Source organism: Pseudomonas fluorescens (genome assembly GCF_019212185.1).
GTDB lineage: Bacteria > Pseudomonadota > Gammaproteobacteria > Pseudomonadales > Pseudomonadaceae > Aquipseudomonas.
Genome location: NZ_CP078138.1, coordinates 3,565,546 through 3,591,545 on the forward strand (window position 1 = coordinate 3,565,546; position 26,000 = coordinate 3,591,545).

Annotated in this window: 28 protein-coding genes; 16 read left to right on the top strand and 12 right to left on the bottom strand. The window is 62.2% G+C overall.

What is annotated here, in order from left to right; all coding sequences use genetic code 11:
* Nucleotide 1 precedes the first annotated feature (1 nt).
* Entirely contained in the window at nt 2–523 is a 522-nt protein-coding gene (locus KW062_RS15970) for a GNAT family N-acetyltransferase (RefSeq protein WP_105754272.1), read from the bottom strand.
* A 150-nt stretch (nt 524–673) separates the two neighbouring features.
* Between KW062_RS15970 and pdxR the strand changes: the two genes are divergently transcribed.
* The 5 genes from pdxR (at nt 674) to ahr (ending at nt 4,980) form a co-directional block, all read left to right on the top strand.
* Complete coding sequence (gene pdxR, locus KW062_RS15975) at nt 674–2,107, top strand: MocR-like pyridoxine biosynthesis transcription factor PdxR (RefSeq protein ID WP_105754273.1); 1,434 nt, start codon at nt 674–676, stop codon at nt 2,105–2,107.
* Between the two features lie 132 nt (nt 2,108–2,239).
* The gene (locus KW062_RS15980; RefSeq protein ID WP_105754274.1) at nt 2,240–2,659 is read left to right on the top strand and encodes a cupin domain-containing protein; all 420 of its coding nucleotides are present in this window, start codon (nt 2,240–2,242) and stop codon (nt 2,657–2,659) included.
* 95 nt (nt 2,660–2,754) lie between these two features.
* Nucleotides 2,755–3,204, top strand: a complete 450-nt coding sequence (locus tag KW062_RS15985; RefSeq protein ID WP_027618968.1) for a hypothetical protein — start codon at nt 2,755–2,757, stop codon at nt 3,202–3,204.
* Nucleotides 3,205–3,206: 2 nt separating this feature from the next.
* Nucleotides 3,207–3,890 (top strand): class I SAM-dependent methyltransferase, encoded by a 684-nt coding sequence (locus KW062_RS15990; RefSeq protein WP_105754275.1) that lies wholly within the window; start codon nt 3,207–3,209, stop codon nt 3,888–3,890.
* Between the two features lie 58 nt (nt 3,891–3,948).
* Nucleotides 3,949–4,980: an NADPH-dependent aldehyde reductase Ahr gene (gene ahr / locus KW062_RS15995; protein ID WP_105754276.1), complete on the top strand. Its 1,032-nt coding sequence runs from the start codon at nt 3,949–3,951 to the stop codon at nt 4,978–4,980.
* Between the two features lie 14 nt (nt 4,981–4,994).
* On the opposite strand, the gene KW062_RS16000 is transcribed toward ahr, so the two are convergent.
* Nucleotides 4,995–5,387: a GFA family protein gene (locus KW062_RS16000; RefSeq protein ID WP_105754277.1), complete on the bottom strand. Its 393-nt coding sequence runs from the start codon at nt 5,385–5,387 to the stop codon at nt 4,995–4,997.
* Between the two features lie 145 nt (nt 5,388–5,532).
* Here KW062_RS16000 and KW062_RS16005 point away from each other — a divergent pair, with 145 nt between their 5' ends.
* On the top strand, nt 5,533–6,426 hold the full coding sequence (locus KW062_RS16005) for a LysR family transcriptional regulator (RefSeq protein WP_105754278.1): 894 nt from the start codon (nt 5,533–5,535) through the stop codon (nt 6,424–6,426).
* Nucleotides 6,427–6,433: 7 nt separating this feature from the next.
* Here the strand turns inward: KW062_RS16005 and KW062_RS16010 are convergent, their stop codons facing one another.
* Nucleotides 6,434–7,579, bottom strand: coding sequence for a (R)-mandelonitrile lyase (locus KW062_RS16010; RefSeq protein WP_105754279.1), 1,146 nt, complete (start codon nt 7,577–7,579; stop codon nt 6,434–6,436).
* A gap of 230 nt (nt 7,580–7,809) precedes the next feature.
* On the opposite strand from KW062_RS16010, the gene KW062_RS16015 reads away from it, so the two are divergent.
* Both KW062_RS16015 and yghX read left to right on the top strand, forming a co-directional pair.
* Entirely contained in the window at nt 7,810–9,390 is a 1,581-nt protein-coding gene (locus KW062_RS16015; RefSeq protein WP_371321455.1) for a mechanosensitive ion channel family protein, read from the top strand.
* Between the two features lie 91 nt (nt 9,391–9,481).
* Entirely contained in the window at nt 9,482–10,369 is an 888-nt protein-coding gene (gene yghX / locus KW062_RS16020; protein ID WP_105754280.1) for a YghX family hydrolase, read from the top strand.
* Nucleotides 10,370–10,790: 421 nt separating this feature from the next.
* Here yghX and mqo read toward each other — a convergent pair whose 3' ends face one another.
* Both mqo and KW062_RS16030 read right to left on the bottom strand, forming a co-directional pair.
* Nucleotides 10,791–12,446 carry a malate dehydrogenase (quinone) gene (gene mqo / locus KW062_RS16025; RefSeq protein WP_105754281.1) on the bottom strand — a complete coding sequence of 552 codons (1,656 nt, stop codon included), beginning with the start codon at nt 12,444–12,446 and terminating at the stop codon, nt 10,791–10,793.
* Nucleotides 12,447–12,798: 352 nt separating this feature from the next.
* On the bottom strand, nt 12,799–13,419 hold the full coding sequence (locus tag KW062_RS16030) for a cell wall hydrolase (protein ID WP_027618977.1): 621 nt from the start codon (nt 13,417–13,419) through the stop codon (nt 12,799–12,801).
* 197 nt (nt 13,420–13,616) lie between these two features.
* Here KW062_RS16030 and KW062_RS16035 point away from each other — a divergent pair, with 197 nt between their 5' ends.
* Entirely contained in the window at nt 13,617–14,471 is an 855-nt protein-coding gene (locus KW062_RS16035) for a CAP domain-containing protein (protein WP_105754282.1), read from the top strand.
* A 5-nt stretch (nt 14,472–14,476) separates the two neighbouring features.
* Here the strand turns inward: KW062_RS16035 and KW062_RS16040 are convergent, their stop codons facing one another.
* Both KW062_RS16040 and KW062_RS16045 read right to left on the bottom strand, forming a co-directional pair.
* A complete protein-coding gene (locus tag KW062_RS16040; RefSeq protein ID WP_033866201.1) occupies nt 14,477–14,680 on the bottom strand; it encodes a hypothetical protein in 204 nt (67 codons plus the stop codon).
* Between the two features lie 67 nt (nt 14,681–14,747).
* Nucleotides 14,748–14,960, bottom strand: coding sequence for a hypothetical protein (locus KW062_RS16045; RefSeq protein ID WP_105754283.1), 213 nt, complete (start codon nt 14,958–14,960; stop codon nt 14,748–14,750).
* Nucleotides 14,961–15,142: 182 nt separating this feature from the next.
* Between KW062_RS16045 and KW062_RS16050 the strand changes: the two genes are divergently transcribed.
* The 3 genes from KW062_RS16050 to KW062_RS16060 all read left to right on the top strand — a co-directional run bounded on the left by KW062_RS16050 (nt 15,143) and on the right by KW062_RS16060 (nt 16,771).
* Nucleotides 15,143–15,700 (top strand): ATP-dependent Clp protease proteolytic subunit, encoded by a 558-nt coding sequence (locus KW062_RS16050; RefSeq protein WP_027618981.1) that lies wholly within the window; start codon nt 15,143–15,145, stop codon nt 15,698–15,700.
* Between the two features lie 114 nt (nt 15,701–15,814).
* Nucleotides 15,815–15,997 (top strand): general stress protein, encoded by a 183-nt coding sequence (locus KW062_RS16055; protein WP_027618982.1) that lies wholly within the window; start codon nt 15,815–15,817, stop codon nt 15,995–15,997.
* Between the two features lie 120 nt (nt 15,998–16,117).
* Entirely contained in the window at nt 16,118–16,771 is a 654-nt protein-coding gene (locus KW062_RS16060; RefSeq protein ID WP_105754284.1) for a peroxiredoxin, read from the top strand.
* Nucleotides 16,772–16,822: 51 nt separating this feature from the next.
* Here the strand turns inward: KW062_RS16060 and KW062_RS16065 are convergent, their stop codons facing one another.
* On the bottom strand, nt 16,823–18,181 hold the full coding sequence (locus KW062_RS16065; protein ID WP_105754285.1) for an MATE family efflux transporter: 1,359 nt from the start codon (nt 18,179–18,181) through the stop codon (nt 16,823–16,825).
* Nucleotides 18,182–18,599: 418 nt separating this feature from the next.
* On the opposite strand from KW062_RS16065, the gene KW062_RS16070 reads away from it, so the two are divergent.
* The 4 genes from KW062_RS16070 to KW062_RS28945 all read left to right on the top strand — a co-directional run bounded on the left by KW062_RS16070 (nt 18,600) and on the right by KW062_RS28945 (nt 23,559).
* Nucleotides 18,600–20,963, top strand: a complete 2,364-nt coding sequence (locus KW062_RS16070) for a T6SS effector BTH_I2691 family protein (protein ID WP_305729862.1) — start codon at nt 18,600–18,602, stop codon at nt 20,961–20,963.
* A 4-nt stretch (nt 20,964–20,967) separates the two neighbouring features.
* Nucleotides 20,968–21,843 carry a hypothetical protein gene (locus tag KW062_RS16075; protein ID WP_146118240.1) on the top strand — a complete coding sequence of 292 codons (876 nt, stop codon included), beginning with the start codon at nt 20,968–20,970 and terminating at the stop codon, nt 21,841–21,843.
* 219 nt (nt 21,844–22,062) lie between these two features.
* Nucleotides 22,063–22,701, top strand: a complete 639-nt coding sequence (locus KW062_RS16080) for a DUF6708 domain-containing protein (RefSeq protein ID WP_327192046.1) — start codon at nt 22,063–22,065, stop codon at nt 22,699–22,701.
* A gap of 54 nt (nt 22,702–22,755) precedes the next feature.
* Nucleotides 22,756–23,559 (top strand): DUF6708 domain-containing protein, encoded by an 804-nt coding sequence (locus KW062_RS28945; protein ID WP_256350788.1) that lies wholly within the window; start codon nt 22,756–22,758, stop codon nt 23,557–23,559.
* Between the two features lie 313 nt (nt 23,560–23,872).
* Here KW062_RS28945 and KW062_RS16090 read toward each other — a convergent pair whose 3' ends face one another.
* The 4 genes from KW062_RS16090 to KW062_RS16105 form a co-directional block, all read right to left on the bottom strand.
* The gene (locus KW062_RS16090; protein ID WP_105755473.1) at nt 23,873–24,325 is read right to left on the bottom strand and encodes a GNAT family N-acetyltransferase; all 453 of its coding nucleotides are present in this window, start codon (nt 24,323–24,325) and stop codon (nt 23,873–23,875) included.
* Between the two features lie 90 nt (nt 24,326–24,415).
* Nucleotides 24,416–25,207, bottom strand: a complete 792-nt coding sequence (gene map, locus KW062_RS16095; protein WP_105755472.1) for a type I methionyl aminopeptidase — start codon at nt 25,205–25,207, stop codon at nt 24,416–24,418.
* Complete coding sequence (locus tag KW062_RS16100) at nt 25,204–25,443, bottom strand: ParD-like family protein (RefSeq protein ID WP_027618296.1); 240 nt, start codon at nt 25,441–25,443, stop codon at nt 25,204–25,206. The genes map and KW062_RS16100 overlap by 4 nt, the downstream gene beginning before the upstream one ends.
* Nucleotides 25,444–25,516: 73 nt before the next feature.
* On the bottom strand, nt 25,517–25,948 hold the full coding sequence (locus KW062_RS16105; protein WP_105755471.1) for an HIT family protein: 432 nt from the start codon (nt 25,946–25,948) through the stop codon (nt 25,517–25,519).
* Between the last annotated feature and the right edge of the window lie 52 nt (nt 25,949–26,000).

A 26,000-nucleotide genomic window follows, 5' to 3' on the forward strand; every position in this document is an offset into this window, starting at 1 on the left:
CTCAACCCGCTTCTGAACCATGGCGCAGACGCGCCATGGCCAGGGCGTCGACATGCCGGCCATCGCGCACCGCGTACTGGCGCAACAGACCTTCCGTCTCGAAGCCGAATTTGCGGTACAGGGCAATCGCCGCCTGGTTATCGGCATACACGGTCAATTCGACGCGACTGACATTCATCCAGTTGTCCGCCAGATCCAGCGCAGTCGCCAGTAACCGCGAGCCCAGCCCCTGACCCTGCCACGCCTGAGCTACGCCCATGCCGATGTGGGCGCAGTGGCTGCGGCGGATTCGGCTGAATTGTTCCAGGCCAATGTTGCCGATCACTTGTCCCTTATGCAGCGCCACCAGTTGCACCGCGTGTTCGTTATCCGGGGCCAGGCGCTTGCGCCACACGGCACTGGACTGAAAGGGCATTTGCAGGACCTGACGAGCCACGGCGGGATCGTTATAGAGGGCGGTGACGCCTTCGACGTGGGCTTCGGCGAAACGCTCGATGATGATGCTCGGCTCGTGTGAGGCCATGAACTCTCTTCCTTGATGGTGACCGGGCTTGCGAGTCTAACCCGTTGTGCGTGAGCTGCGCACAGGAGGGTGTCATTCACTCAAGAGCATCGATACCCGACGATCACTGGAGTAATCTGGCGCTTCCCATCGGTACAGGAACTGGCGACCTTGGAACTCCATGTTGTGATCAACGGCCGCAAGGACCTCGCCGGCCAGTTGTACCGGCAATTGCGCGAAGCCATCGAGTCGGGGCGGCTGGCCGCCGGTACGCAACTGCCCCCCAGTCGCCTGCTGGCCGAACAATTGGGGGTGTCGCGCAAGACTGTCTCCGACACCTATGCGCAATTGACCTACGACACCTACCTGACCGGCATGATCGGCAAGGGCACTTTCGTCAATGCGCGCCCGCCAGGCAGCGTGCGCAAGCAGCATCACTCACAACTGGCGAGCGCCAACAGCGTCGAACGCTGGCGCACACTGCCGGTGTTCCTGCGCCATCCGAGCCTGCAGGGGTCGTTGCGCTATGACTTCATTGGCGGCGCCACCACCAAGGGTCTGTTTCCCCAGGACGAATGGCGTCGCTGCACCGCTTTTGCCCTGCGCCAGATGGCCGGCTCCAAGGGTTTCTACAGCGAGCCTGCAGGCTTGCCGGCATTGCGTTCGGCGATTGCCGGGCATATCGCCTTTTCCCGAGGCGTGGTCTGCGAGGACACCGACGTGGTGGTCTGCAACGGTGCCCAGCAAGCGCTGGACTTGATCGCCAGGGTCTTGATCGAGCCCGGTTGCCGGGTGGCGATGGAGGACCCCGGTTACCCGCCGGCACGCCTGTTGTTTGCTTCTCATGGCGCCGAGGTGGTCGGGGTGCCGGTGGATGAGCACGGGGTCCAGGTCGAGCTGATTCCCGAAGGCACCCGGCTGATCTACGTCACCCCCTCGCACCAGTTCCCGCTCGGCCTGGCCATGGCCCAGGCGCGTCGCGAAGCCCTGCTGGAGCGGGCTTACGCCCTGGGGGCGATCATCATCGAGGACGACTACGACAGCGAATTCCGCTACGAAGGCCGGCCCACCGACTCCCTGCAAAGCATGGACGAGCACGGGGTCGTCGCCTACGTCGCGACCTTCTCGAAAACCCTGCTGCCGGAGCTGCGCCTGGGCTACGCCATTCTGCCGCCGGCGATCCTCGAAGCGGTGCTGCGGGCCAAGCAGTTGACCGACCTGCACACCTCGACCCTGCCGCAGTGGGCGTTGGCCAGGTTCATCAGCCAAGGCTGCCTGCTGCGGCACATTCGTCGCTGTCACACGGTGTATGCCGGACGCCGGGAGCGCATTCTCAGCCGGGTAGCCGCAGACTTGTCGCCCTGGCTCGAAGCGATCCCCAGTTCCGCCGGGTTTCATCTGGTGCTGATGTTCAAGGTCGAAGTCGACGTGCCTCTGGTCATCGATTTGGCGAAGAAAGTCGAAGTCGGGCTGTACGCGCTCGACGATTTTTTCTATCTCCAGACACCGCGCAATGGGCTGCTGATGGGCTTCGGCGCGATCGAGACGTTGGACATCGACATCGCCCTCGACCGCCTGCGTGAGATTCTCCGGCAAGTTGCCTGAGGCCGGGGTGGTCTTGAGCGTCACCTATTGGTCTCCTCGCCTTCCTTGGGATTGGCTGTTTGTTGTCTCAGGCATCGGGCTTACCGTAACGCCTGAGCCACAACCCTGATCAACACTCTCGAAGGTGCCCCCATGAAACCCCTGACACTGTTCGCCTCCACCCTCACCGCCCTCAGCCTGCTGGTCTCGGCAGGCGTCTTCGCCCATGAGACTGGCGCCCCCACGGAAACCGTCAAGGTGCTGCAGGACCAGATGCTGCTCAATGCACCGGGTAAAAAAGCCCTGATGATCGAAGTCGACTATCAACCCGGCCAGGCCTCGGTCGCCCACAAGCACCAGGGCACAGCCATGGCCTATGTGCTGTCCGGGCAAATCACCTCCCAGGTCAAGGGTGGTGAAGCGATCACCTACAAGACCGGCGAGTTCTGGTATGAACCGGCCGGCTCCGAGCATCTGATCTCGAAAAACGCCAGCAGCACCGCGCCGGCGAAGCTGCTGGTGTTCATGGTCCTGGCGCCGGATGAGCAGATATTGATTCCATTGCAGCAGTGACAACACGCTCGCTCCCACAGGTTTTCAGCGAGCACTTGCACCAATGAGCTATACCCTCTATTCCCCTGATAACCCTTCCTCCCCGGAGGTCGCCCATGAAATCTGGCCACGCCATCGCTACGCTGCTGCTCGTTGCCAGCCTCTTTGGCTGCACCCGCTCCAGCGAACCGGGCACATCGATCACGCTGCAGGCCACCCGGCACAACACCGGGCAGATCGGCAGCACCACCCTCGCCAGTTGGGATCATCAGACCGGTTTCAACTTCTTCATCAGCGGCGTGCCTACCGGCACCGTACTGCCCCTGCGTGTCTCCACCTTTATCTACAAGGGCAGTTGCGCGCAGCCGGGAGAGGTGGCGTTTGCCATGAATGACCGGGTCAACACCGAACGCGCGGCCATCGCCGGCTGGACCTTCTCCCGCAGCGCGCCGATTGCCCTGTCCGAATTGCTCGCTGGCGACTACTCGATCGTGGTGCGCTCAGCCGCCACCGATGGCAATCTCGATCTGTTTTGCGGTGACATCAAGTCAACCAAGGCGCAATAACCATGACGGATGACGATCCCGAAGCCGCCCTGCTGCGCAGCTGGCAGCACAACGCCCAGACCTGGACCGACGCGGTGCGCAGCGGCGCCATCGAGAGTCGGCGCCAGGTGACGGATCAGGCGATCCTGCTGGCGATCATGGCTCGTCAGCCCGAGCGGGTGCTCGACCTCGGTTGTGGCGAAGGCTGGCTATTGCGCGCCCTCACCGAGCGCGGCATCGAAGCCATTGGCGTCGACGGTGACGGTTCATTAGTGGAGGCCGCACGTGCGGCGGGATCGAAGACGGTCTTTCACGCAAGCTATGCCGAACTGGCAGCAGCCAAGGTCGAGATTGGCCACGACTACCCGCTGATCTGCACCAATTTCGCCCTGTTGCACCAGGACATCATTCCCCTGCTCGCGGCGATGCAGGCGCTGCTCGCCCCCGGTGGCACGCTGCTGATCCAGACTCTGCACCCCTGGAGCGTGGCCGCCGGTGACTATCAGGATGGCTGGCGCAGCGAGGCCTTTACCGGCTTCGAGGGCCACTGGCAGCCCATGCCCTGGTACTACCGCACCCTGTCGAGCTGGCTGCGGGCGCTGGACATGGCCGGTTTGCGCCTGCTCGAATTGCAGGAACCGCAGCATCCGCAAAGCCCGCAACCGCAGTCACTGTTGCTGGTGGCCGAGCGGAAAAGCCCGGCCTGAACCCTGAGCTACACTCCTGAGCTGCGCCATTCCTGTCTGCCGATCCGGAGGTAACCCCATGACCGATAGCACCGAATTGACCACCTTCACCGGCTGGGCCGCCACCGCCGCCGGCGCGCCATTGGAGCGCTACAGTTACGACCCGGGGCCGCTGGGCGAGGAAGAAGTGGAAGTGGCCGTGGAATACTGCGGCGTCTGCCATTCCGACCAGTCGCTGATCGATAACGACTGGGGGATCAGCCATTACCCGTTCATCCCCGGCCATGAAGTGGTCGGCAAGATCGTGCGCACCGGCAGCCGGGTGCATGGCCTGCAGGTCGGGCAACGGGTGGGGATCGGCTGGTACAAGGGCAGTTGCATGCATTGCGCGTCGTGCATCGGCGGCGCGCACAACCTGTGCGGCACTGCCCAACCGACCATTATTGGCAGCAACGGCGGTTTCGCCGACCGCCTGCGCTCGCACTGGGCCTGGGCCCTGCCGATTCCCGGGGGCATCGACCCGGCCCTTGCCGGACCGTTGTTCTGCGCCGGCTCGACGGTGTTCAACCCGCTGCTGGAATTTGGCGTCAAGCCCACCGACCGGGTCGGCGTGGTCGGCATCGGCGGCCTCGGCCACCTGGCGCTGCGCTTTCTCAATGCCTGGGGTTGTGAAGTCACCGCCTTTACCTCGTCACTGAGCAAGAAGGACGAAGCGCGGCGTCTCGGTGCACACAACGTCGTCGCCTCCACCGACAGTGAGGCGCTCAAGGCGATCGCCGGGACCCTGGACTTCCTGCTGGTCACCGCCAACGCCAACCTCGACTGGTCGGCCATGCTCGCCACGCTGCAAGGCAAGGGGCGCCTGCATTTTGTCGGGATCGTTCCCGACGCGATTCCGGTGCACGTGTTCGACCTGATCCCGCAGCAGAAAAGCCTCTCCGCTTCGCCCGTCGGCTCGCCAACCACCACCGCGCGCATGCTCGAATTCTGCGCCCGGCACCAGATTGTGCCGCAGGTCGAGCACTTCCCCATGAGCCGGGTCAACGAGGCCATCGAGCACCTGCGCAGCGGCAAGGCGCGTTATCGGGTGGTGCTCGACGCCAGCCAGTAACTGCCTGGGCGCCTCTAGGATTCGAGGCGCCCTTCACCCTCGCGGTCGTGGACGTAGTGGTGGCCCACGGCAAACGCCGGCAACCAGGCCTCGCGGCGCACCATCCAGATTTCGTAGGTAGGGATCAGTTGATCAGGGGCATCGAGGGAGCCGAGGTTGATTTCGATCTCATCGGCGCTGCGGCCAAACACCGACGAACCGCAATGCCGACAGAAATGCCGTCCGCGATACTCGCCTGTTTCGCCGCTGATCGTCACTGCCTCCTCGGCAAATATCGCGCTGGCATTGAACAGCGCGCCGTGAAACTTGCGACAGTCCAGGCAATGGCAAAGCCCCACTCGATACGGCTGACCCGCCGCCTCGAAACGCACCTCACCGCACAGGCAACCGCCCTTGAATCGTTGCATGCTGCACCTCCTTGAAGGGCTCGATGACCCACTGAAACTAGCAGCCTGGCAGCGAACTCAACGCGGTGACTGACGACAGGTCGTCACCCGCGATTAGCTCTCATCGGTGGCATAATCGCAGCGGGTTCATATCAGGGGCGTATCAATGAGCGTCGACAGCTACGATCAACTGGCGATTTTTTCCGCCGTCGCTCAGGCGCGCAGCTTCACCCGCGCCGCCGCCAAACTGGGCATGTCGCAGCCCGCCTTGAGCCGGGCGATGCGTCAGCTGGAAGAACGCCTGGGCGTGCGCCTGCTTTCGCGCACCACCCGCAGCGTCAAGCCGACCGAGGCCGGCGAGCATCTGTTGCGGGTGATCGCTCCGCGCTTCGAGGAAATCGACAGCGAACTCGCGTTGCTCAGCCAGTACCGCGACAAGCCCGCCGGCAAGCTGCGCATCACCGCTGGCGAGCACTCGGCGATCACCCTGCTGCAACCAGTGCTCGGAAAGCTGCTGCCGGACAACCCCGATTTGCATATCGAAATCATCGTCGACTACGGCCTCACCGACATCGTCGCCGAGGGCTTCGACGCCGGCGTGCGCCTCGGCGAGCAGGTGGCCAAGGACATGATCGCCATGCGCATCGGCCCGGACATGTGCATGGCGGTGGTCGGCTCGCCGACTTACTTTGCGCGCCACCCGCAGCCCAGCGAACCCTCCGAGCTGATGCAGCACAATTGCATCACCCTGCGCATGCCGACTTACGGCGGCCTGCTGCCCTGGGAGTTCGAGAAGAACGGCCAGACCCTGAATGTGCGCATCGAAGGGCAGATGGTCTTCAACAACATTTCAATGCGCCTCGAAGCGGTGCTCCAGGGCCTGGGCCTGGCGTGCATGCCCGAAGACCTGGTGCGCGAACATGTCGCCGCCGGCCGCTTGATTCGGGTGCTCGCCGATTGGTGCGAGCCGTTTTCCGGTTATCACCTGTACTACCCGAGCCGGCGCCAGAGTTCGCCGGCCTTCACCTTGCTGCGTGAAGCCCTGCGCTATCCGGGCTGAAGCAGACTCAGGAACGCGCCGCCGCCAACTGCTGCTCCAGCGCATCGCCGGCGCGCCGGGAAGCATCGACGGCGCCATGTTCGGCCAGCAACTGCGCCAGTTGCCGCAACTGCCCGGCGCTCAAGCCGACCCGCAGACTGGCGGCAACGTGCGAGCGCAATTGCGATTCGACACCCGGCGTCGCAGCCAATGCAGCGACTGTGGCCAGTTCGCGGCTGTGCCAGTCGAGGTTGTCGCGCTCGAAGATGTCGCCGAACAAATGCGTCTGCAGGTATTGATTGATCAGCGGAACGAAGTCGAACAGTGGGCCCTGCACCGGTCCACCGGCAATCCGCGATTGATTGGCTTTGCCCGCCGCCAGCAGTTCGTTGCCCGTGGGGATGACGCGACCCGGCTCTACGCCTTGATTGTCCTGAATGCCGCGCTGCTGGCGGTCCCGGGTGACGTTCATCAATTCGCCAAGGGCGTTGAGGCTGCGCGGAAAACCGCTGTAAGCGTAGAGCTGCACCAGAATTTCCTTGGCCTCGCTGACGCTCAGACCCGCGTCCAGTCCCTGATTCAAGGCAGCATTTAACCTGGGCATATCACTCACCGCCATGGCGGCGGCAATCAACGGGATCGCTTGCTGTTTCGTCGATAACGTCTCGGAGGCGGCAGCGGGTGCCGCCGCGGCAGGACGGTCGGCGTTGTATTGCGCATCCGTGACCTTCTCCAGCCACTCGACGTTTTTGCCGTCCACACTGCCGGTCACCGCCAGATGGGTCATGGCGCTCGCCGGGGCCGCACCGTGCCAATGCTTGACCCCTGGCGGGCAGACAATCACATCGCCCGGACGGATCTGCTGCACCGGCTTGCCCCACTCCTGCACCAGGCCGATGCCCGAGGTGACCACCAGCCGCTGACCCGCAGGGTGGGTGTGCCAAGCCGAGCGGGCGCCGGCCTCGAAGCTGACGTAAGCGGCGGACGCATTGAGTTCGTCGCTGGCGGTAAATAACGGATCGACCCGCACCTGCCCGGTGAAATAATCCGCCGGGCCAGCCATCGAGGCCTGACTACCGGCGCGGTTGATCTGTTGTTCGCTGCGGGTTTCAGCGGCCGCCTCGACAAAGGGTGCGGCGGCGCAGACGGCGAGGCCGATCAGGGTATTTTTCATGGGCAGGTGTCCGTTCAGGTCAATGTCCTGACACGTTACCCCTGCAGAATTGATCGATAAACCGCACGAATTTGATAGCACTCATACCAAATTCACATAGATCTGCTGGCATCTGACAACCGTTCATCGCTGGACTACGCTGCGATACGTAGCCTTTATCTAAAGCCGTTGGTGGAAGGAATCCCAGTATGCGCAGGACGTTGTCCGCTGTAATGATGGTCGTGCTGGGCATGTGGCTGGCGATGCCCACCTGGGCTGACGACGGTGCAAAAGCCGACCCACCGGCCAGCGCCGAACTGAAGATCGCCAATCGCAACGTCGTGGTATTTCGCAGCACCCTGCTGGGTGAAGCGCCCGAGTCCCGGGTTAAACGTGCACGCGCGGTGATCACCGATGCGCTGGATGAAAACGACGAGCCCCGGGTATCCATCGACGCGGTCCAGGACAATTACCTGGTGCTGATCGGCACCAAGCGCGCGTTTATCGTCGCGCCCGGGGATGTCGACAGCGTCGAGTTCGAGTCAGTGCGCCAGGCCGCCGAAGCCGCCGCCGACAAGCTGCGCCAGGTAGTCGCGGAAACCCGCGAGGCGCGCAGCCTGCATTTGATACTGCGAGCGCTGCTGGCGGTGGCCGTGGCGACCGCCATCTACCTCGCCCTGCTGTGGGGCATGGGTTACCTGCGCCGCCGACTGCTGGGAATATTGCCGGGGCTGATGCACCGGCACACCCAGGCGCTGAAGGTCGGGCGGGTCCAGGTGATCGATGCCAACTACCTGTACCCGCTGGTCAGCCGCCTGCTCGAAGGCTTGCGCTGGGTCGTGGTGTTGCTGCTCACCTACGAATGGCTGGGCTTTGTCCTGTCGCGCTTCCCTTACACCCGACCCTGGGGTGAAAGCCTGAACAACTACCTGGTCGAACTCGCCAGCTATTTGCTGCAAGCGATTGTCGACGCCATACCTGGCCTGGGCGTCGCCCTGGCGATCTTTTTCATTGCCCGTGGCGCCACGGCGTTCACCCGGCGCATTCTGCGGCGCATGGCGATTCCCGGGACCCTCAACTGGCTCAACCAGGAAACCCTGCAACCGACCCAGCGCCTGACCTCGCTGGCGATCTGGCTGTTCGCCCTGGCCATGGCCTATCCCTACCTGCCGGGAGCTGGCACCGATGCGTTCAAGGGCTTGTCGGTATTGATCGGCTTGATGATTTCCCTGGGCGCCAGCAGCGTCGTCGGCCAGGCGGCGGCCGGGTTGATCCTGACCTACACCCGCACTCTGCGCCCCGGCGAGTTTGTGCGCATCGGCGAATACGAAGGCACGGTCACCGAGTTGGGGATGTTCACCACCCGCATCCGCACCGGCCTGGGTGAGGTGCTGACCCTGCCCAACTCACTGATCACCGGCACCGTCACCAAGAATTACTCGCGCACCGTCAAGGGCGCTGGCTATGTGGTGGATACAGTGGTGACCATCGGCTATGACACGCCGTGGCGCCAGGTCGAGGCGATGTTGCTGGAGGCGGCGCGACGCACGCCGGGGATTCTCGAAGACCCGCCGGCGCAAGTGTTCCAGACTGCGCTGTCGGACTTCTATCCTGAGTACCGCCTGGTGGCCCAGGCCATCCCCAGCCAGCCGCGTCCACGCGCAGTGCTGCTGAGCATGCTGCACGCCAACATTCAGGACGTGTTCAACGAGTACGACGTGCAGATCATGTCGCCGCACTACCTGGGCGATCCCGAGCAGGAAAAACGCGTACCCAAAGATCAGTGGTACAGCGCGCCGGCGCACCCCCCCAGGGAAATCGACCCCCGGTAATAGGCTGCGCGTCCGCCCTGCTATGCTGCCCTGATGTCACCGCGGGCCGACGCCCGCACATCCTGCCGAACGATTGCACGGGAGCGCACTGATGAGCCGACTCACCGCCAAAGACTTTGCCCCGGAACTGCTGGAGCTCTACGACTACTACGCCCATGGCCGGATCAACCGTCGTGAGTTTCTCGACCGAGCCGCGCTGTTCACCTTCGGCGGTCTCACCGCCAGCGCCCTGCTCGCCGCCTTGAGCCCCAACTATGCGCTGGCTGAACAGGTGTCCTTTACCGATCCGGAGATCCTCGCCGAGTACGTCACTTATCCGTCGCCCGAGGGTCACGGCCAGGTTCGCGGCTATCTGGTGCGTCCGGCCAAGGTCACCGGCAAGCTACCGGCAGTGGTCGTGGTGCATGAGAATCGCGGGCTCAATCCTTACATCGAAGACGTTGCGCGGCGTCTGGGCAAAGCCGGTTTTATCGCCCTGGCGCCCGACGGCCTGACATCGGTGGGCGGCTATCCGGGCAACGATGAATTGGGCAAGGAGCTACAGGCCAAAGTCGATCCGGGCAAGCTGATGAACGACTTCTTCGCCGCCATCGATTGGATGAAAAAACACTCGGATGCCACGGGCAAGGTCGGGATCACCGGTTTCTGTTATGGCGGCGGTGTGTCGAATGCCGCCGCCGTCGCCTACCCGGAACTGGCCGCTGCCGTACCTTTCTATGGCCGCCAGCCGGACGCCAAGGACGTGCCACGCATCAAGGCACCGTTGCTGCTGCACTACGGCGAACTGGACAAAGCCATCAACGAAGGCTGGCCGGCGTATGAGCAAGCGTTGAAAGCCAATGGCAAGACCTACGAGGCCTACATCTACCCCGGCGTCAACCACGGCTTCCATAACGACTCGACCCCGCGTTATGACAAGGCTGCCGCAGAGCTGGCGTGGAGCCGGACGCTGGAGTGGTTCAGGCGGTATTTGGGGTGATTGTCCCCACTAATGAAATGGTTACCCCCGCCGCCCCTTGCGATAGCTCACTAAACTTTCGCAAGATAGATGAAAGCAAGCCAAACACGACATCAGAAACAGTATTGCAGAAAAGGGGGTAACCATAGATGTAGGAGCGAGCCTGCTCGCGATAGCGGTCAATCAGGTACACCGTGGCGCCTGAATCGCGAGCAGGCTCGCTCCCACAGGTTCTGTGGCCGATCACAAGATCTGCATCCACCGCAAACCCTGTGGGAGCTGGCCTGCCAGCGATGAGGCCTTCAGCAACACAGCATCAACTTCATCGCGAGCAGGCTCGCTCCAGTATTGTGTGGCGTATGCGGATCTTTTGATCAAGGCCACAGTGATTTTCAGCACAAAAAAACCCAGCACTTGGCTGGGTTTTTTTATGCGACTTAGCTTACAACGCCATATCCGCAGCAGGATTGCTCGGGATCGGCTTGGCCGGGGCCGCCGGGGTTGCCGGGGTTGCCGCTGGAGCCAGGTCCGGGTTGATGGCCGGTGGTGGATCCAGTTGCAGCACCTTGCTGGTGTACGCCCATTCCTCGGCCACACGGGCCGGGTCGTCGTTCAGCTTGGTGCCATAGCTCGGCACGATCTGGTGCAGTTTTTCCTGCCAGGCCGGGCTGGCGACTTTGTCCTTGAAGACTTTTTCCAGCACGCTGAGCATAATCGGCGCAGCAGTCGATGCACCTGGCGATGCGCCCAGCAGGCCGGCAATGCTGCCGTCTTGCGAAGCAACGATCTCGGTGCCCAGTTTCAGCACGCCGCCCTTCTCTTCGTCACGCTTGATGATCTGCACGCGCTGACCGGCTTGCCACAGGCGCCAGTCTTCATCCTTGGCGTTCGGGAAGTACTCTTTCAGCGCGTTCATGCGGTCCTTGTCCGACAGCATCAACTGGCCGGCCAGGTATTCCACCAGCGGGTACTGCTCGATGCCCACTTTGGTCATCGGCCACACGTTGTGGGTGGTGGTGCTGGTCAGCAGATCAAAGTACGAGCCTTCTTTCAGGAACTTGGTCGAGAAGGTCGCGAACGGGCCAAACAGGATCACGCGCTTGCCATCCAGCACGCGGGTGTCCAGGTGCGGTACCGACATCGGCGGTGCACCCACCGAAGCCTTGCCGTAGGCCTTGGCCAGGTGTTGCTGGGCCACGGTTGGGTTCTCGGTTACCAGGAACGAGCCACCTACCGGGAAACCGGCGTATTCGCGGGCTTCAGGGATCCCCGACTTCTGCAGCAGGTGCAGGGCACCGCCGCCAGCGCCGATGAACACGAACTTGGCGTCGGTCTGGGTCTCGCTACCGTCTTTCAAGTTCTTGTAGGAAACACGCCAGGTGCCGTCTTCGTTGCGCGCGATGTCTTCGACTTCGCTCGACAGTTTCAGCGAGAAGTTCGGCTTGGTTTGCAGGTAACCGGCGAACTGGCGGGTGATCTCGCCGAAGTTTACGTCGGTGCCCAGCGGCGACCAGGTGGCGGCGATCTTCTGCTTCGGATCGCGGCCTTCCATCATCAATGGCACCCATTGCTTGATCTGCGCCGGGTCTTCGGAGTACTGCATGCCGGCGAACAGCGGGCTGGCCTGCAGGGCTTCGTAGCGTTTTTTCAGGAACTTGATGTTGTCATCGCCCCACACGAAGCTCATGTGCGGTGTGGAGTTGATGAACGAACGCGGGTCTTTCAGGACGCCGTTCTTGACCTGCCAGGCCCAGAACTGACGGGAGATCTGGAAGGCTTCATTGATTTCAATGGCCTTGGGAATCTCGACCTTGCCGTTCTTGTCTTCCGGGGTGTAGTTCAGCTCGGCCAGGGCGGAATGGCCGGTACCGGCGTTGTTCCAGCCGTTGGAGCTTTCCAGGGCGACGCCGTCGAGACGTTCAACCATCTCCATCGACATGCCCGGCTCGAGTTCGTTGAGCCACACGCCCAGGGTCGAACTCATGATGCCGCCGCCGATCAACACGACGTCGACTTTCTTTGTCTCAGCTGCATGCACAGGCATAAAGACCATCGACATGGCCAGGCCGAGTAGCCCCTTGTTCATTTTTTTTAACATTCGGTATTACCTAGGATAGAACGCCATTCACCCGCAGTGGTGATCCCAAGGCGCCCTGGCTGACGGCACACTGGCCGTCGAACCCCGCACTCAAGAAGACTGATGGGTGAACATATAAAGCCGACACACACTGCCGACCTCACGTTTAGGCCCCTCCCGCGCTGACTTTTTATTGGTCATTGGCTTCAGCAACTTGGGTGACGCTAATTCTCGTATACAACTTGGAGCGCACGATTAGACAGATTAGACCCGCCAGTTGGAACACGCTCTAAAAACCGCTTCGCGGCGCTGTGCCGCGAGCTTCCGTGCTGCGGCATTCTACCTCAGGTGTCGCGGTCAACGAACTGCAACCTTATTGCGCAGTGCCATTACGCGGTTTATAGAACATGAACTTGCCGGTCTCAGCGGTCTTGATGTACTGCTTCGCCCAGGCCGGCTTGACGTTGCGGTCATGGAAATACAGGGCACCGTGGGTACGGTCCTTGAGTTGCTGGTTCAACGCCTTGCGCGCGATTTCCTTGGCCTCGGTGTACTCGCCCTCCTCCTGGACCTGATCGGAGCGTCCGTCGCACCACCAGGAAAACTGACAGGCGCGGGTTTCGACGCCCTGCTTGACCACACCGCACACGGTATCGGGAAAGCCCTCATGCCCCAGGCGATTCATCACCACGCTGGCCACAGCCTCCATGTCGGCAGCGGTAATACCCTTGGCCTCCCAGTAAATGCTGCGCGACAGACAGGTAATGGGGTCGTCCAGCGGCGCCTTGCCAGCCGGGTCGACTTTCTGCACTTCGCTCGGGGTGATGGTCTCGACCTTGGGCACGGGCGCAGCGCCCGCCTTGTCCGCGACCTTCTGTTCCAGCACCTCGGCCTTATTCTCCACCGCCGCCGCTTTCGGCTCGGGGTCGGCCGCGAACGCCGGACCACCGAGCAACACCATCAAGACACCACCGACCACCAACAAAAGGCGCATGGCTGTACCCTGCTGTGACTGCCCTCGCGATGCTGCGACGGGCCCTGAGCAGTGGACACTGGTCGACGGAAAAAATTTCCGGGATTTCGGGCAGACTGCACGATAGCCTTTTGCACACTTGGATAAACGTATAAAGCCTTGCATGACACCGGGGGATATCGCGCATCATGCGCACAGTCATTCCTGGGGAGAAATCCATGCGCGTCCTGTCATCCGTCCTGCGTCTCGCCACCCTGACCGTGGCCATCGGCTGCGCCAACAGCGCCCTGGCCAGTGAAGAAAGCCAACTGGTGGACGCCATCAACGCCTATCGCAGCCAGATCCAGCGTTGCGCCGACCAGGCTTCCGGCGAACTGCCACCGCTGGCGGCCGATCCGCGCCTGGTGCTGGCGCCGGACCGCAATGTCGGCGATCTGCAGCAGGCGATGGCCCAAGCCAAATATCCGATGGTCAATGTGCAGGCGATCACCCTCAAGGGTCCGCTGAATGCCCAGGCGGCGATGAAAGCGGTGCAGGAAAGTTTCTGCCACGTGGTGCTCGACCCGCAGTTCATCGATATCGGCGTCAGCCACGCCGGACCGGCCTGGCGCATCGTCCTGGCGCGCCCGCTGCTGACGGGCGGCCTGGGGGATTGGCAGACCGAAGGCCAGAAGCTGCTGGAGCTGATCAACGGCGCCCGCAGCCAGGCACGCCAATGCGGCACCCAGGCGTTCAGCGCGACCAACCCGCTGACCTGGAACGCAACGTTGGCCAGCGCCGCCGAAGCCCACACCCGCAGCATGGCCAATAACAATTTCTTCGATCACAAGGACCGCGACGGTCGCACCCCCGGCGACCGTGCGGAATTGGCCGGCTACAGCGGCCAGGGCGTCGGCGAGAACATCGCCGCTGGCCAGGACACTCCGCGCAAAGTGCTCGACGGCTGGCTGGCCAGCCCCGGGCACTGCGCCAACCTGATGAACCCCTCGTTCAGCGAACTGGGCAGCGCCTACGCGACCGATCCGAAAAGCGACGCCGGGATCTACTGGACCGCAATGTTCGGCACGCCTTGAGCCGACTAGCGGCGGTCATCGGACAACGGGCCAGGCTCATTGGCCGGTGGCACCTGGGGGTTGGCGCCCGGAGCATCCGGGTCCGTCGGACGTTCGACATCACTGTGGTCGCGGCGACCGGGATCGCGCACATTCGGGTCGGTCACCGGGTCGTGCTGGCGGGAGGGATCGGGCGGATCACTGGGGCTCGGTTCATTAGGACTATGCATGATGCACCTCAATCAAGCTTGGTTTGATTGGAAAACCCCGCCCAATGCGAGGTTCGAACACAGGTACTCAATCATTGGGCAGCGGCATGTCCTTGTCGCCGGGAATGCCATCGCCCTCGCTGGGCTCGTTCCACTTTTCCTCATGCTTGCGCGGGATCACATCCGGGCGCGCCAGCGGGTCGTCACGCAGGGGATTGTCCAGATCCACATCGGGATCGGGCTCCGCTGCACGCGGATCGTCTTCAAGGGGTTTGTCGTCGAAACTTGAGTCAGTGGACATAGGCACCTCGGGGGTCGAGGTCCGGAGAATCCGGGCCGTACTCATTGGAAGGTGACCATCGACGGCCGTGCGGACGAGATGACCAACGGTGCAGTTGTTGGGCCGGGAAACTTCCAGCGCGCTTTTACACTCAACTGACTGATAGCCAACACGCCTGTGCAGCTCAACCAGGGAGGTCTTCCATGACCGAGCACATCGTGCATTTCCATTGCCAAATCGACCAGGGCACCACCGAACGCTTCCGCGACTGCTGCCTGGAAGCCATCGACCAGGGCGCCAGTTCGCTGCTGCTGAACCTGTCGACCATCGGCGGCAGCACCAACTTCGGTTTCACCCTCTACACCTTTCTCAAGTCCTTGCCGGTGCCGTTGTGTGCGATCAACGCGGGCAACATCGAGTCCATGGGCATCATCATGTTCCTCGCCGCCAACCACCGGATCACCGCTCCCCATTCGCGCTTTCTGATCCACCCGATGAACTGGTACTTCAGCCAGAACTCGGTGGACCATCAGCGCTTGCGCGAGTACCTGTCGAGCCTCGATAACGACCTGGCGCGCTACGTGAAAATCTACGAGATCGAAACCGCCGAGGCCGACACCCAACTGGATATTTTCAAGTGCCTGTCGGCCGAGGAAAAAGTCATTGCCGCCCACGAGTCGCTGGCCTATGGGATTGCCCATGAGGTGAAGCAGGTAGTGTTCGCCGAAGACATCAAACACTGGAAGGTCAGTGGCGGTTGAATGCCATTCGTCGCGTCAACCGCGAACTTTTTTCAACTTCCGCGATGCCGGGTTCTCTCAAGTAATGCTTGCAGCAGTTCGCAAGCACACCCACTGATCGAGAGGTAGAGAATCATGGCTAACACCGGAAATTCCAACCCAGGCAACATGTCCAAGGATCAAGGAAAAGCCAGCGACGCCGGGAAAAAAGGCGGACAAGCCTCCGGCGGCAATGATCGGCAGAAAACCAACGATGCCAACAAGGACAGCAGCAAGAAAGGTGGACAGCAACCCAGCGGCGGCGGTCGTCGCAGCTAGGCGTAACCCGACCGGCAAGGGCTTCGGCCCTTGCCCTAGCCAGGTCAACCCACACGCTGGCAAATCCCGACTAGGCTGTTTCAGGCTCACCCGTTCCTGAAACCCTCCAAGGAGATTGCCATGGCACTGCGTATCAACGACTTGGTCCCCGACTTCAGCGCCGAGACCGACCAGGGTCCGCTGCACTTCCACGAATGGATCGGCTCGGGCTGGGCCATTCTCTTCTCCCACCCCAAGGATTTCACCCCGGTGTGCACCACCGAATTCGGCGCCGTGGCGCAACTGGCGGATCAATGGGCCAGCCGCGGCACCAAAGTGATTGGCGTGTCAGTCGACAACGCCGACTCCCACACCCGCTGGAAGACCGACATTGAAAAAGTCTGCAGCGCCAAGGCCGGCTTCCCGATCATTGCCGACGAAAGCCTGGCCGTGTCCAAGGCCTTCGACATGCTGCCGGCCGAAGCCTACCTGCCCGATGGCCGCACGGCTGCCGACACGGCCACGGTGCGCTCGGTGTTCATCATCGGCCCGGACAAGAAGCTCAAGCTGTCGATGACTTATCCGATGTCGGTGGGTCGCAACTTTGCCGAGGTGCTGCGCGCCCTCGATGCCCTGCAACTGACGTATAACGTACCGCTGGCAACTCCAGCCAATTGGTCGGCGGGCCAGGACGTGATCGTCGCCCTCGCCCTCAACGACGACCAGGCTCGGGAGAAATACGGCAGCCTCGAGATCAAGCTGCCGTACCTGCGCACCACCCCGGCGCCGAAGTAGAGCCGGGAAGACCAAACGCCCGGGCCGGGGTTCCAGTCCGGGCGTTTTGCGTTACACCAGGCGTTCGATTTTCTGGTGCCGCCAGACGAACGTGTAGTACGCCGATTGCAGCGCCAGCATGCTCAGGTAGGCCACGGGAAACGCCATCCAAACGCCCGGCAGGCCGAAGTGCGCGTCCAGCAGATAGGCCATGGGCAACTCGACGCCGAGGATGCAGAACACCGAAATCGCCACCGGCATCAGCACCGTGCCGCTGGCGCGCATGATCCCGCCGATCACCGACTGGAAGCCGAACACCAGCATGCTCCAGAGCATAATGTGCAGCAGGTGCTCGGCTTGCGCTTGGGTCGCCGCCTCGGTGATGAACAGGCCCAGCAGCCAGTGCGAAAGCAAATACCCCAACAGCACCAGGCTGCCGGTCAGGCAGACGTTGATCAGCAGACCAGTGCGCAGGATCGGCCCGATGCGCTCGATGCGTCCGGCACCGATGGCCTGGGCGCCGAGGATCGAGGCCGTGATCGCAATCGACAGTGCCGGGAACTGCACGTAGTTGACGATCTGTGTGACCGCGCCATAGGCCGCCGTGGCCTGGGAGCCGTGCTGGTTGACCAGCGCCAGGATCACCAGCTCCGACAGCGAAATCACCACCATCTGCAGCCCGGTCGGCAGGCCGATACGCAGCACCTTGCCGAGAATCACCCGGTCCAGGCGCATGGCCGCCAGCAGCGCGCGATCCGGGGCCAGCACGTGGCCCTTGCGGATCAAGCGCCAGGCCAGCATCAGCATCGCCAGCAGGTTACCCAGCAGGCCGGCGAAGGCCGCGCTCTGGATGCCCATCGGCGGCAAACCGAACCAGCCACGGATCAACGCCGGGGTCAGCAGCAAACCGATGCAGGTCGAGACAATCAACGCCAGCAGCGGTGACAAGGTATCGCTAACCCCGCGCAGCAATTGAGTGAACAGCACGAACACCAGCAGCAGCGGCATGGTCCACATCATCACTCGGGCGTAGGCCACCGCGTCTTCCAGCACATCCGCCGGTGTTCCCAGGCCCTGCAGGGCCTGATGGGCGAATACGCTGCCGAGTACCGCCGCCAGCAGCCCGATCAGCGCCCCCAGCAGCAAGGTGGTGCCGGCGATTGCCTTGACCGCCGCCGGCTCCCGCGCGCCCCAGGCCTGGCCGATCAGCACCCCGGCACCGGCGCCCAGGCCGATGACCAGGGCAATGAAGAAGAACACGATGGGAAACATCCCCGACACCGCCGCCAGCGCCTGGGTCCCAAGCATCTGGCCGATGTAGATGCTGTTGACCGTGCCGGACATTGACTGGAGAAAGTTCGACAGCACCATCGGCGCCAGGAACAGCAGGTAGGTTTTCCAGAGCGGACGTTGCGGAACCGGGTTGTGCATGGAGGATCCATCTCGGACGGTCAGGAGAATGTGCTGAGCGCAGTCTACGACAAATCGCTCCTACAGGGCCTGGTGCACGCCGGACCAAACTTGTGCGAGCGGGCTTGGCCGTCACGCAGGTAGGCCTTGAGGAATGGGTACCGGACACTTCGCTTACCGCCAGCAGCTCCATGAACAGTGTAATGCTCAGGAGCGAGAGGCATTTCGGACCCATTCCGAGGACAGCCATCAACAGATCAAAAACCGACACTTCCTACACCTAACACCGAAACAGCTGATTTATCCCTCCCCCACTCCTTGCATAGGGTGCTCGGCACTTCAGACAAGGAAAGCTCATGTCACAACAGACCTGCCTCTTCGTTCCCTGTGCGGCCCATGGGGCGGCATCTTTCAATGCTGGCGTTGGGCGGTGAGCCCGATGACCCTCGGCGAACAACTGAGCATTGTCGTTGCGGAAACCGGTTTGTTCGCCGACCGGTGCCGGGCCTGCGAGCGCCAGGGTCTGCCGATCCTGCCGTTGCGCCAGGCCCTGGTCCCGGACCACGCGGTCGATTCGTTCCCGAGCGAGAATGGCCAGGTCCAGACCCGATTGGGCTGGCGCACCTTGCGCGCGGGCTACCTGTATGTGTTGCTCGACCGCAAGATCTGGCACGCCTACCAGGTCACGCCTGATGGTTACTTACGGCAGTTCAATCCTTATACGCCGCCGGCCACCAACGAGTCCTTGCTCGCGTCGACCTGTGTCTCGGCCCAACACGATGCCCCGGCCTCCTTCCTCAATATCGACACCCATGAGTACCACGTAGCCTGGTTGGCGTTTGCCAGTGATCCCTGGCCGGCCAGTGTGCTGAATGCCTACAAGGCTGGACAGGCCTCTCACCGCTTTCAGACTCTGGACCTCACCCAGGCACGGGATAACCCGGCCAGCCTGGGCCTGGCCATGACCGCAGAGTCGCTGCAGGTGGATGAGCGGGTCCTGGAGTACCAGTCGCTGCAGGCGAGCCAATTCCCCAGCGTGCACGGTGTCTACCCGCGAGCCCTGCGCCGTCAGGCATTAAAAGGCTATCTGCGGAACGCCACCGCGCGCCATGAGCTGCAACAGGGCGTGCTGGCGTTTGTCCTCGATGACACCCTCGGTCTGGTCCAGGAATACAACGCCCAGCGCACCGCCTGGATTCATGCCCGCCAGCAATGGCTGGAAGATCCGCTTCGCGCCTACCAGCACCAAACCTCGCAGATTCTGTTGGCCATCCGCGCCCAGCACCGTGACCGCGCAGAGGCGCACACCCCATCCTTCGAACCCACCAGCGGTGACGGCCCCCCGGTGTTTGTCGACCCCGCTGTTGAACGCCAGCGCATCATCGACCACCAGGCCGTCGAGTCCGATCAGAATCTGGAGCAGCGCTACGACGAAGCGGCGCGCGCACGGTTTCAGCAGGGCTACGATAAACGGCTGCAACGCTACCAGCAGTTGATTGATCAAGCCGCCGAGGCCTATGCAGCAGCTTGTCGCACGGCACGCTTCAACTGCATCGAACAGCATGACTACGACGGTGCTGTCGGCGCCTCGGGCCGGGCCTACGCCACCACCATGGCGCTGTGCCTGCGTGGTGGCATCAGCGAAGCCCCGGCGCCCAACGGCGACGAGCGCGGCCCCAGCGCACAGCTCTGGCGGGCGTGGCTCAGCAATCCACAGAGCCCGATCTACCGCGCCCTGTTGTTACGTGACCAGTCCCTGCTGGCCAACCTGCTGCCGACTTTCGAGGACGACGCCAGCCTTGCGTGGAACGACAGCGAACGGCTCTACAGCGCCCTGAGCAAACTGATCGCCAGCGACCGGGGCGAGTACCTGCTGGGCGCCTATCTGAAACAATCCATGGCCGACCTGCTCGGCGCCCTGAATGCCGCCAGCGCCCGCCTGCAACCGATCATCGGTCCCGCTGTAGGGCGCGTGGTTTCCCGTGTCAACAGTGCCAGCCAACTGTTGCACAACCGCCTGCACCTCACCGAGCTCCAGGTGCAGATGAAGCTCAGCGAGTACTACGCGCTGCAGTCGGAGCACCTGCGCAACCTGCAGCACAACGCCATCGCGTCCATGGACCGCAGTTGGGACAGCATCCTCGAGGAAAAGGGCACCCGGGACCCGACAACACGCAAGGTCACCGGCAAAGTCCGGCCGCTGATCCAGGGCGGTTTGCTCAGCCTGGCACTGCTCGATCCAAAACTGGCCTCGTTGACCATCACCGTGAGTGTCTGGGTCGAAGGCAAGGCTTCCAACCTGCTGCAGGAAACCCAGCGCGGCATGGCGCAACTGACTGACAGCACGCACTCGGCCTTGCAGGATGTCAGGGTCGGCATGGGCACCCTCGACCCCAAGGCGCGTCAAGTGCTGCAGGGGCTCAAAGTCTCATCAAAACAGGCCGCCCAGTGGGTACGCACCGGCTTCACCGGCCTGCGCGGTGCGGCTGGCGGCGACATGCTGCTGGCGCTCGGCGGGATGTATTTGCTCAACGACGCCTTGAACAAGAACCTCAAGGAAGCGGAGCGAGTCGTCGGGGATAAAGCCCTGGAAGCGCGGCTGGCGTTGTACGGCAGCAGCCTGGGGGTATTGGGGGGTGGGCTCGAGTTGGTGGGTGGGGCGTTGGCGAGAGGGGGGAGTCGGGTGTTGATGAGTGGGGGGTTGTCTGTGCAGGGAGCGGCGGCTATCAAGAAAACTGGCGGATGCCGGGGGGGTGCTCGCGAGAGCGGGGGCGGTCATAGGGGCTGCTGCGGGGATATTTGAGGTAATGCAGGCTGGGGTGGCCGCTAATAGAACCTGGCATAGCAAAGACACTTCTGCCGCAATTGGATTCTTTTTTTCGATGACGCTCTCCGGGGCTGGAGCACTCTTTGGTGTTGTTGCCGCGGCATCACGGGCAACCACATTAATGGGGCCATTGGGTATCGCAATTACATTGGGCATGCTGGCTTATGGCATATCTCAATGGGCCAAAAGCAAAGAGTCGACCCCTTTCGAACAATGGGCAAAACGCTGTTACTTCGGAAATGCCAACGAAACCCCCAAGGTTCATTGGATCAGACCTGATCAGGCCCACATCGCGATTGCCGAACTCAATGCCATAACCCTCGGTCTTGAGGCGGGCATCCATTTCCGACTGCGTTTGACCGGACTCAGCTCACCTGACGATGGCGGCCTCATCCCGGGCCTCAGCGCCCCGGTCTACGAGCAATGCCTGGAGTACCGGGTGTCCCTGCCGTACTTCGACGCGACCCGTTCTGCCTACCGCTGGGCGGTGACGATCCATCGCCGCGGTGACGAGACTGGCAACCAGTCCCTAGGCGGTGAGGTGATCGTGGAAGGCGAGTGGAATCCCCCGCCTGTCCTTACCTCCGCCAGCGAGCGCCGCGCAGCACTGAAGGCATCAACCCGACCAAGGCAGCCTGACTACAAGGAAAACAGCATCACCCCCCGAGTCAACCTGCGCACCGTGCGTTCGACCGATGGCAGCCCCATGTCGGTGAAGGACATCCAGGGAGCGATTGTCTTACTGCTGGAGTCTCGCCACTACAACATCGAGGGCGCGACCTTGTCATTGACCTACTGGCCAGACCGCGACGTACAGGATGCTTATGCAGAACTGAGCACGATGGATTTTCTATGAAGTGCAGAAGGCCGTGCAGCAAGACGTGTTAACCACCCAGACTGGAGCGTTGCAATGGCTTACACAGCCCCTTTACTCAACAAGCCGGCGGAAGGCTGGAAGCATGACCTTCCAGGCCCCAATCAACTACCAACAATGACGCCGTATCCTCCAGTCCTTCCCAATCCGCCCAATTACGTAGACGACATCTATTTGGAATTGGCACGCTCGACATTTAGTATGCGGGGTGCAGCCGCATGGGGTGCCACTATCCTTGCATTGCTATCCTTCTGCGCCCCTGTGATTTGGCTCGTCTTTGTTGTGGTGGAGCGTCGATTACCTCCTTTCGCCATCAACATCGTTGGGCCTATCGCATTTATCATCCCTCTATGGGGAGCGATTTATTATTGGCGCATGGACACCGAAGCCCCACGCGATGAACCCATTCGCTTCAATCGTTTGCGTCGCAAAGTCTATGTCTATCGCTTCTTCCACGACGGTGCAAAACCCTTCAGCCGCACGGCCTGGGGGGTGCGCCCGGTAGTCTATGACTGGGACGACCTGCATGCCGAAGCCTGCAGCCTCTACGGTCCCATGGGCACCGGCGGTTTTATCGAAACCGTCACGCTGGCCGTGCTCAAGCCCGGCACACACGAGGTGATTGATCGCTTTGTGTTCGCCCACGGAATCCTGCGAGGCGAGATGTATTGGGCCATGGCCCAACTCTTCATGCAGCAGGGCCCCCATGCACTGCCCACCTTCCCTTACGTACCCCGCGACTGGAACAACGAAGACGTGAGCTTCAACCTGGCTCGGCGCCTCGCCCCCAAAGTCGTCTGGCCGGCAGAGATGGATCTGGAATCGCGGACGGCGCCCTGAGCCTGAGTCAGATCTGAGGCGGCAGTTGTTTTAATCTCTTACTGGAACCAATCAATGGCCTATACCGCCCCCTTACTGAACGAGCCGGCTGAAGGCTGGAAGCATGACCTTCCAGGCCCCAACCAACCTCCCAGCAGAACCCCGAATACGCGGCTCCTGCCAAACCCGCCCAATTACGTAGACGACATCTATCTGGAGTTGGCACGATCAACGTTTCGAATGCGTGGGGTTGCCGCCTGGGGAGCGATCTATTTTTTTCTGTTTTCTATGATTCCACCCATTGCTTGGATCTTTCTGACACTAAAAGTAGGAGAGGTACCGTCCTTTGCATTTCATATCTTCGGCCTACTAGCGACATCTACGGGCATATGGGGAGCGATTTATTATTGGCGCATGGACACCGAAGCCCCCCGCGATGAACCCATCCGCTTCAACCGCCTGCGTCGCAAAGTCTATGTCTACCGCTTCTTCCACGACGGCGCAAAACCCTTCAGCCGCACAGCTTGGGGCGTGCGCCCAGTAGCCTATGACTGGGACGACCTGCATGCCGAAGCCTGCAGCCTCTACGGCCCCATGGGCACCGGCGGTTTTATCGAAACCGTCACGCTGGCCGTGCTCAAACCCGGCACACACGAGGTGCTCGATCGCTTTCTGTTCACCCACGAGATCCATCGAGGCGAGATGTATTGGGCGATGGCCCAACTCTTCATGCAGCAGGGCCCGCACGCCCTGCCCACCTTTCCTTACCCGGCCCGCGACTGGAACAAAGAGGACGTGAGCTTCAACCTGGCTCGACGTCTTGCCCCCAAAGTTGTCTGGCCGGCGGAGATGGATCTGGAGTCGCGGACAGCGCCTTGACCAAGGCCGCAAAGCCTGGGGTTGCACGTAGGGAATGGGGAGCATCTGTGGGAGCTTGTTGGCGATAGTGATGATGTGGTGTTCGTTCTGTGGCGACCCGGACACCGTAGGAGCGAGTGCCCGCTTGCGGCTTGCTCGCGAAGATCTCAAGTGCGACGAGTTCATCCAGGCAGTGCGCGTCAACGTTGACGACCATCGCGAGCAAGCTCGTTCCCACAGGATTTGCGGCTTGTCCATAGATTGTGGCAACCCGGGATGGCCCCGTCGCGAGGCAAGCCTTGCTCTTACAGGGCCGGGCAGGCACCGAGCCGGGTTACTTCAGGTCCAGGCAATAGGTGTAGTAGCCCGGGTCGCGGACGTACCCCAGCGACTCGTAGAGGCGTTGCGCGGTGTGGTTGTCCGTGGCGGTCTCCAGGACCAAGCCCTTGGCCCCGGTGGCCAGGGCGAACTCCCGGGCGGCGTTCATCAACAAGGTCCCTACCCCTCGCCCGCGGGCCTGGGGGGCGGTGAACAGGTCGCTGAGCAGCCAGGTGCGGTGGGCATCGATCGAGGAAAAGCTGGGGTACAGTTGCACCAAACCCAGCGCCTGGCCGGACTCATCCTGCGCATAGAAGATCACCGATTCGTCACGGACCAGGCGCTCGGCCAGGAACGCCCGCGATTGAGGCAGGTTCGCCGGCTGGCCGTAGAAGCCGCGGTAGGCGTCGAACAGGTCGGCGACTTGATCAAGGCTGGAGGCATCGGCACGTAGCAGCTTGAGGGTCATGGGCAACTCGGCTCAGGTCAGGGTTCGACCCTGGAGTCTAGCCAAGCCCGCCACCCAAGCACGGGCTTTTATTCCTGCCGAGCCCGGCGATCACACAATCGGTGCAAATCCGATCGGCGTATCCGGCCAGGGGCTCAACACCTCGAAGCCATCGGCCGTCACCGCCACCATGTGCTCCCACTGCGCCGACAGCGATTGATCACGGGTCACCACCGTCCAGCGGTCGCTCAGGGTGCGGGTTTGGGCCTTGCCGGCGTTGAGCATCGGTTCGATGGTGAAGATCATCCCGGCCTTGAGCTTCATGCCCTGCCCCGGCTGACCGTAATGCAAAACCTGCGGCTCATCGTGATAAACCTTGCCGATGCCATGCCCGCAGTACTCGCGCACCACGCTGTAGCCTTCGCGCTGGGCCACGCTCTGGATTGCATGGCCGATGTCACCCAGGGTCGCACCGGGACGTACGCTGCGGATCCCGGCGCACATCGCTTCGTAGGTGGTGTCCACCAGGCGCCGGGCCTCGGCGCTGGGTTCTCCGACGAAGTACATGCGGCTGGTGTCGCCGTACCAACCATCCTTGACCACCGCGATATCGATGTTGACGATATCGCCGTCACGCAGCGCCTTGCCCGAGGGAATGCCGTGGCAGACCACCTCGTTGACCGAGGCGCAGATGGTTTTCGGGAAGCCGTGGTAGCCGACGTTACCGGGAATGGCTTGCTGCACATTGACGATGTAGTCGTGGCAGAGCTTGTCCAACTGATCGGTGGTGACCCCGGCCTTGACGTGCGGGGCGATCATCGCCAGCACCTCGGCGGCCAGCTTCCCGGCGATACGCGACTGGGCGATCTGCGCCGGGCTGTTCAACGGAACCTTCGCACTCATGCCCGTGCTCCCGTCGCCAGGTCCGCGGCACACAGCCGACTCAAGTCCAGCCCGCCATCCTGCTCGGCACGAATCAGCAAGCGGCAGATGTCGCGGTGATCCAGATTGGGATGCAACTCGGTGAGCATGCCAATACGCATCCAGTGCTCAGCCTGGGCATTGATCGAACGGTTCAGGGCCGTGCTCGCGAGTCGCAGACTCTCGTGCATGCCCTCGGAAATTTTCACGATACCCACTGCAATTACCTACTATGAAATATATACGTTTCGTATATTAATCGATAAACGGGTGATGCAGCAAACCGGGCGCTCAGGCCTGTAGCAATCGGGCAATTTCCCGGCGCAGTGCGCCATGGACGTCCTCGCTGTAAGGCGTGGCGTTTTTCCAGTCATAGAACCACACCGGCATCCTGCGCTTGTCCTCCGGCTCCGAGGCGTAGCGCGCAAACAGATGACAATGCAGTTCCGGCTCGGAATTGCCGAGGATTTCGTAATTCATGCGCAGCGCATCGGTGGCCTGCAACACCGCATCGCCGAGGCGCGCCATGTCCAGCAGGTAGAGGGATCGGGCGTCGGCATCCAGGTCGTTGAGGCTGGGCACCACCGGATCGGGCAGCAGCAGGCAGTAGCCGGGCAGAAACTGCACATCGCCCATGACCGCCCAGCCAGAGGCCATTTTGCAGATGACTTTATCGTTGGCACCCTTGCGGGCGAGTGCTACGCGTTGCGAAATCAGCGACATGGTTCTTCCTTGAGGTTGGATGGGCAGTCGGTTGCCACCCCTGTGTCCGTCG

Coding starts and splice junctions, on each gene's coding strand:
- KW062_RS15990 (WP_105754275.1), top strand. CDS start 3,207: ATGACGGATGACGATCCCGAAGCCGCCCTGCTGCGCAGCTGGCAGCAC.
- KW062_RS16005 (WP_105754278.1), top strand. CDS start 5,533: ATGAGCGTCGACAGCTACGATCAACTGGCGATTTTTTCCGCCGTCGCT.
- KW062_RS16030 (WP_027618977.1), bottom strand. CDS start 13,419: ATGCGCCTTTTGTTGGTGGTCGGTGGTGTCTTGATGGTGTTGCTCGGT.
- KW062_RS16075 (WP_146118240.1), top strand. CDS start 20,968: ATGCAGGCTGGGGTGGCCGCTAATAGAACCTGGCATAGCAAAGACACT.
- KW062_RS16035 (WP_105754282.1), top strand. CDS start 13,617: ATGCGCGTCCTGTCATCCGTCCTGCGTCTCGCCACCCTGACCGTGGCC.
- KW062_RS16090 (WP_105755473.1), bottom strand. CDS start 24,325: ATGACCCTCAAGCTGCTACGTGCCGATGCCTCCAGCCTTGATCAAGTC.
- KW062_RS16055 (WP_027618982.1), top strand. CDS start 15,815: ATGGCTAACACCGGAAATTCCAACCCAGGCAACATGTCCAAGGATCAA.
- KW062_RS16015 (WP_371321455.1), top strand. CDS start 7,810: ATGTGGCTGGCGATGCCCACCTGGGCTGACGACGGTGCAAAAGCCGAC.
- map (WP_105755472.1), bottom strand. CDS start 25,207: ATGAGTGCGAAGGTTCCGTTGAACAGCCCGGCGCAGATCGCCCAGTCG.
- ahr (WP_105754276.1), top strand. CDS start 3,949: ATGACCGATAGCACCGAATTGACCACCTTCACCGGCTGGGCCGCCACC.
- KW062_RS15985 (WP_027618968.1), top strand. CDS start 2,755: ATGAAATCTGGCCACGCCATCGCTACGCTGCTGCTCGTTGCCAGCCTC.
- KW062_RS16080 (WP_327192046.1), top strand. CDS start 22,063: ATGCGGGGTGCAGCCGCATGGGGTGCCACTATCCTTGCATTGCTATCC.
- KW062_RS16040 (WP_033866201.1), bottom strand. CDS start 14,680: ATGCATAGTCCTAATGAACCGAGCCCCAGTGATCCGCCCGATCCCTCC.
- KW062_RS16010 (WP_105754279.1), bottom strand. CDS start 7,579: ATGAAAAATACCCTGATCGGCCTCGCCGTCTGCGCCGCCGCACCCTTT.
- KW062_RS15970 (WP_105754272.1), bottom strand. CDS start 523: ATGGCCTCACACGAGCCGAGCATCATCATCGAGCGTTTCGCCGAAGCC.
- mqo (WP_105754281.1), bottom strand. CDS start 12,446: ATGTTAAAAAAAATGAACAAGGGGCTACTCGGCCTGGCCATGTCGATG.
- KW062_RS16060 (WP_105754284.1), top strand. CDS start 16,118: ATGGCACTGCGTATCAACGACTTGGTCCCCGACTTCAGCGCCGAGACC.
- yghX (WP_105754280.1), top strand. CDS start 9,482: ATGAGCCGACTCACCGCCAAAGACTTTGCCCCGGAACTGCTGGAGCTC.
- KW062_RS16105 (WP_105755471.1), bottom strand. CDS start 25,948: ATGTCGCTGATTTCGCAACGCGTAGCACTCGCCCGCAAGGGTGCCAAC.
- KW062_RS16045 (WP_105754283.1), bottom strand. CDS start 14,960: ATGTCCACTGACTCAAGTTTCGACGACAAACCCCTTGAAGACGATCCG.
- KW062_RS16000 (WP_105754277.1), bottom strand. CDS start 5,387: ATGCAACGATTCAAGGGCGGTTGCCTGTGCGGTGAGGTGCGTTTCGAG.
- KW062_RS16070 (WP_305729862.1), top strand. CDS start 18,600: ATGACCCTCGGCGAACAACTGAGCATTGTCGTTGCGGAAACCGGTTTG.
- KW062_RS16050 (WP_027618981.1), top strand. CDS start 15,143: ATGACCGAGCACATCGTGCATTTCCATTGCCAAATCGACCAGGGCACC.
- KW062_RS28945 (WP_256350788.1), top strand. CDS start 22,756: ATGGCCTATACCGCCCCCTTACTGAACGAGCCGGCTGAAGGCTGGAAG.
- KW062_RS15980 (WP_105754274.1), top strand. CDS start 2,240: ATGAAACCCCTGACACTGTTCGCCTCCACCCTCACCGCCCTCAGCCTG.
- KW062_RS16065 (WP_105754285.1), bottom strand. CDS start 18,181: ATGCACAACCCGGTTCCGCAACGTCCGCTCTGGAAAACCTACCTGCTG.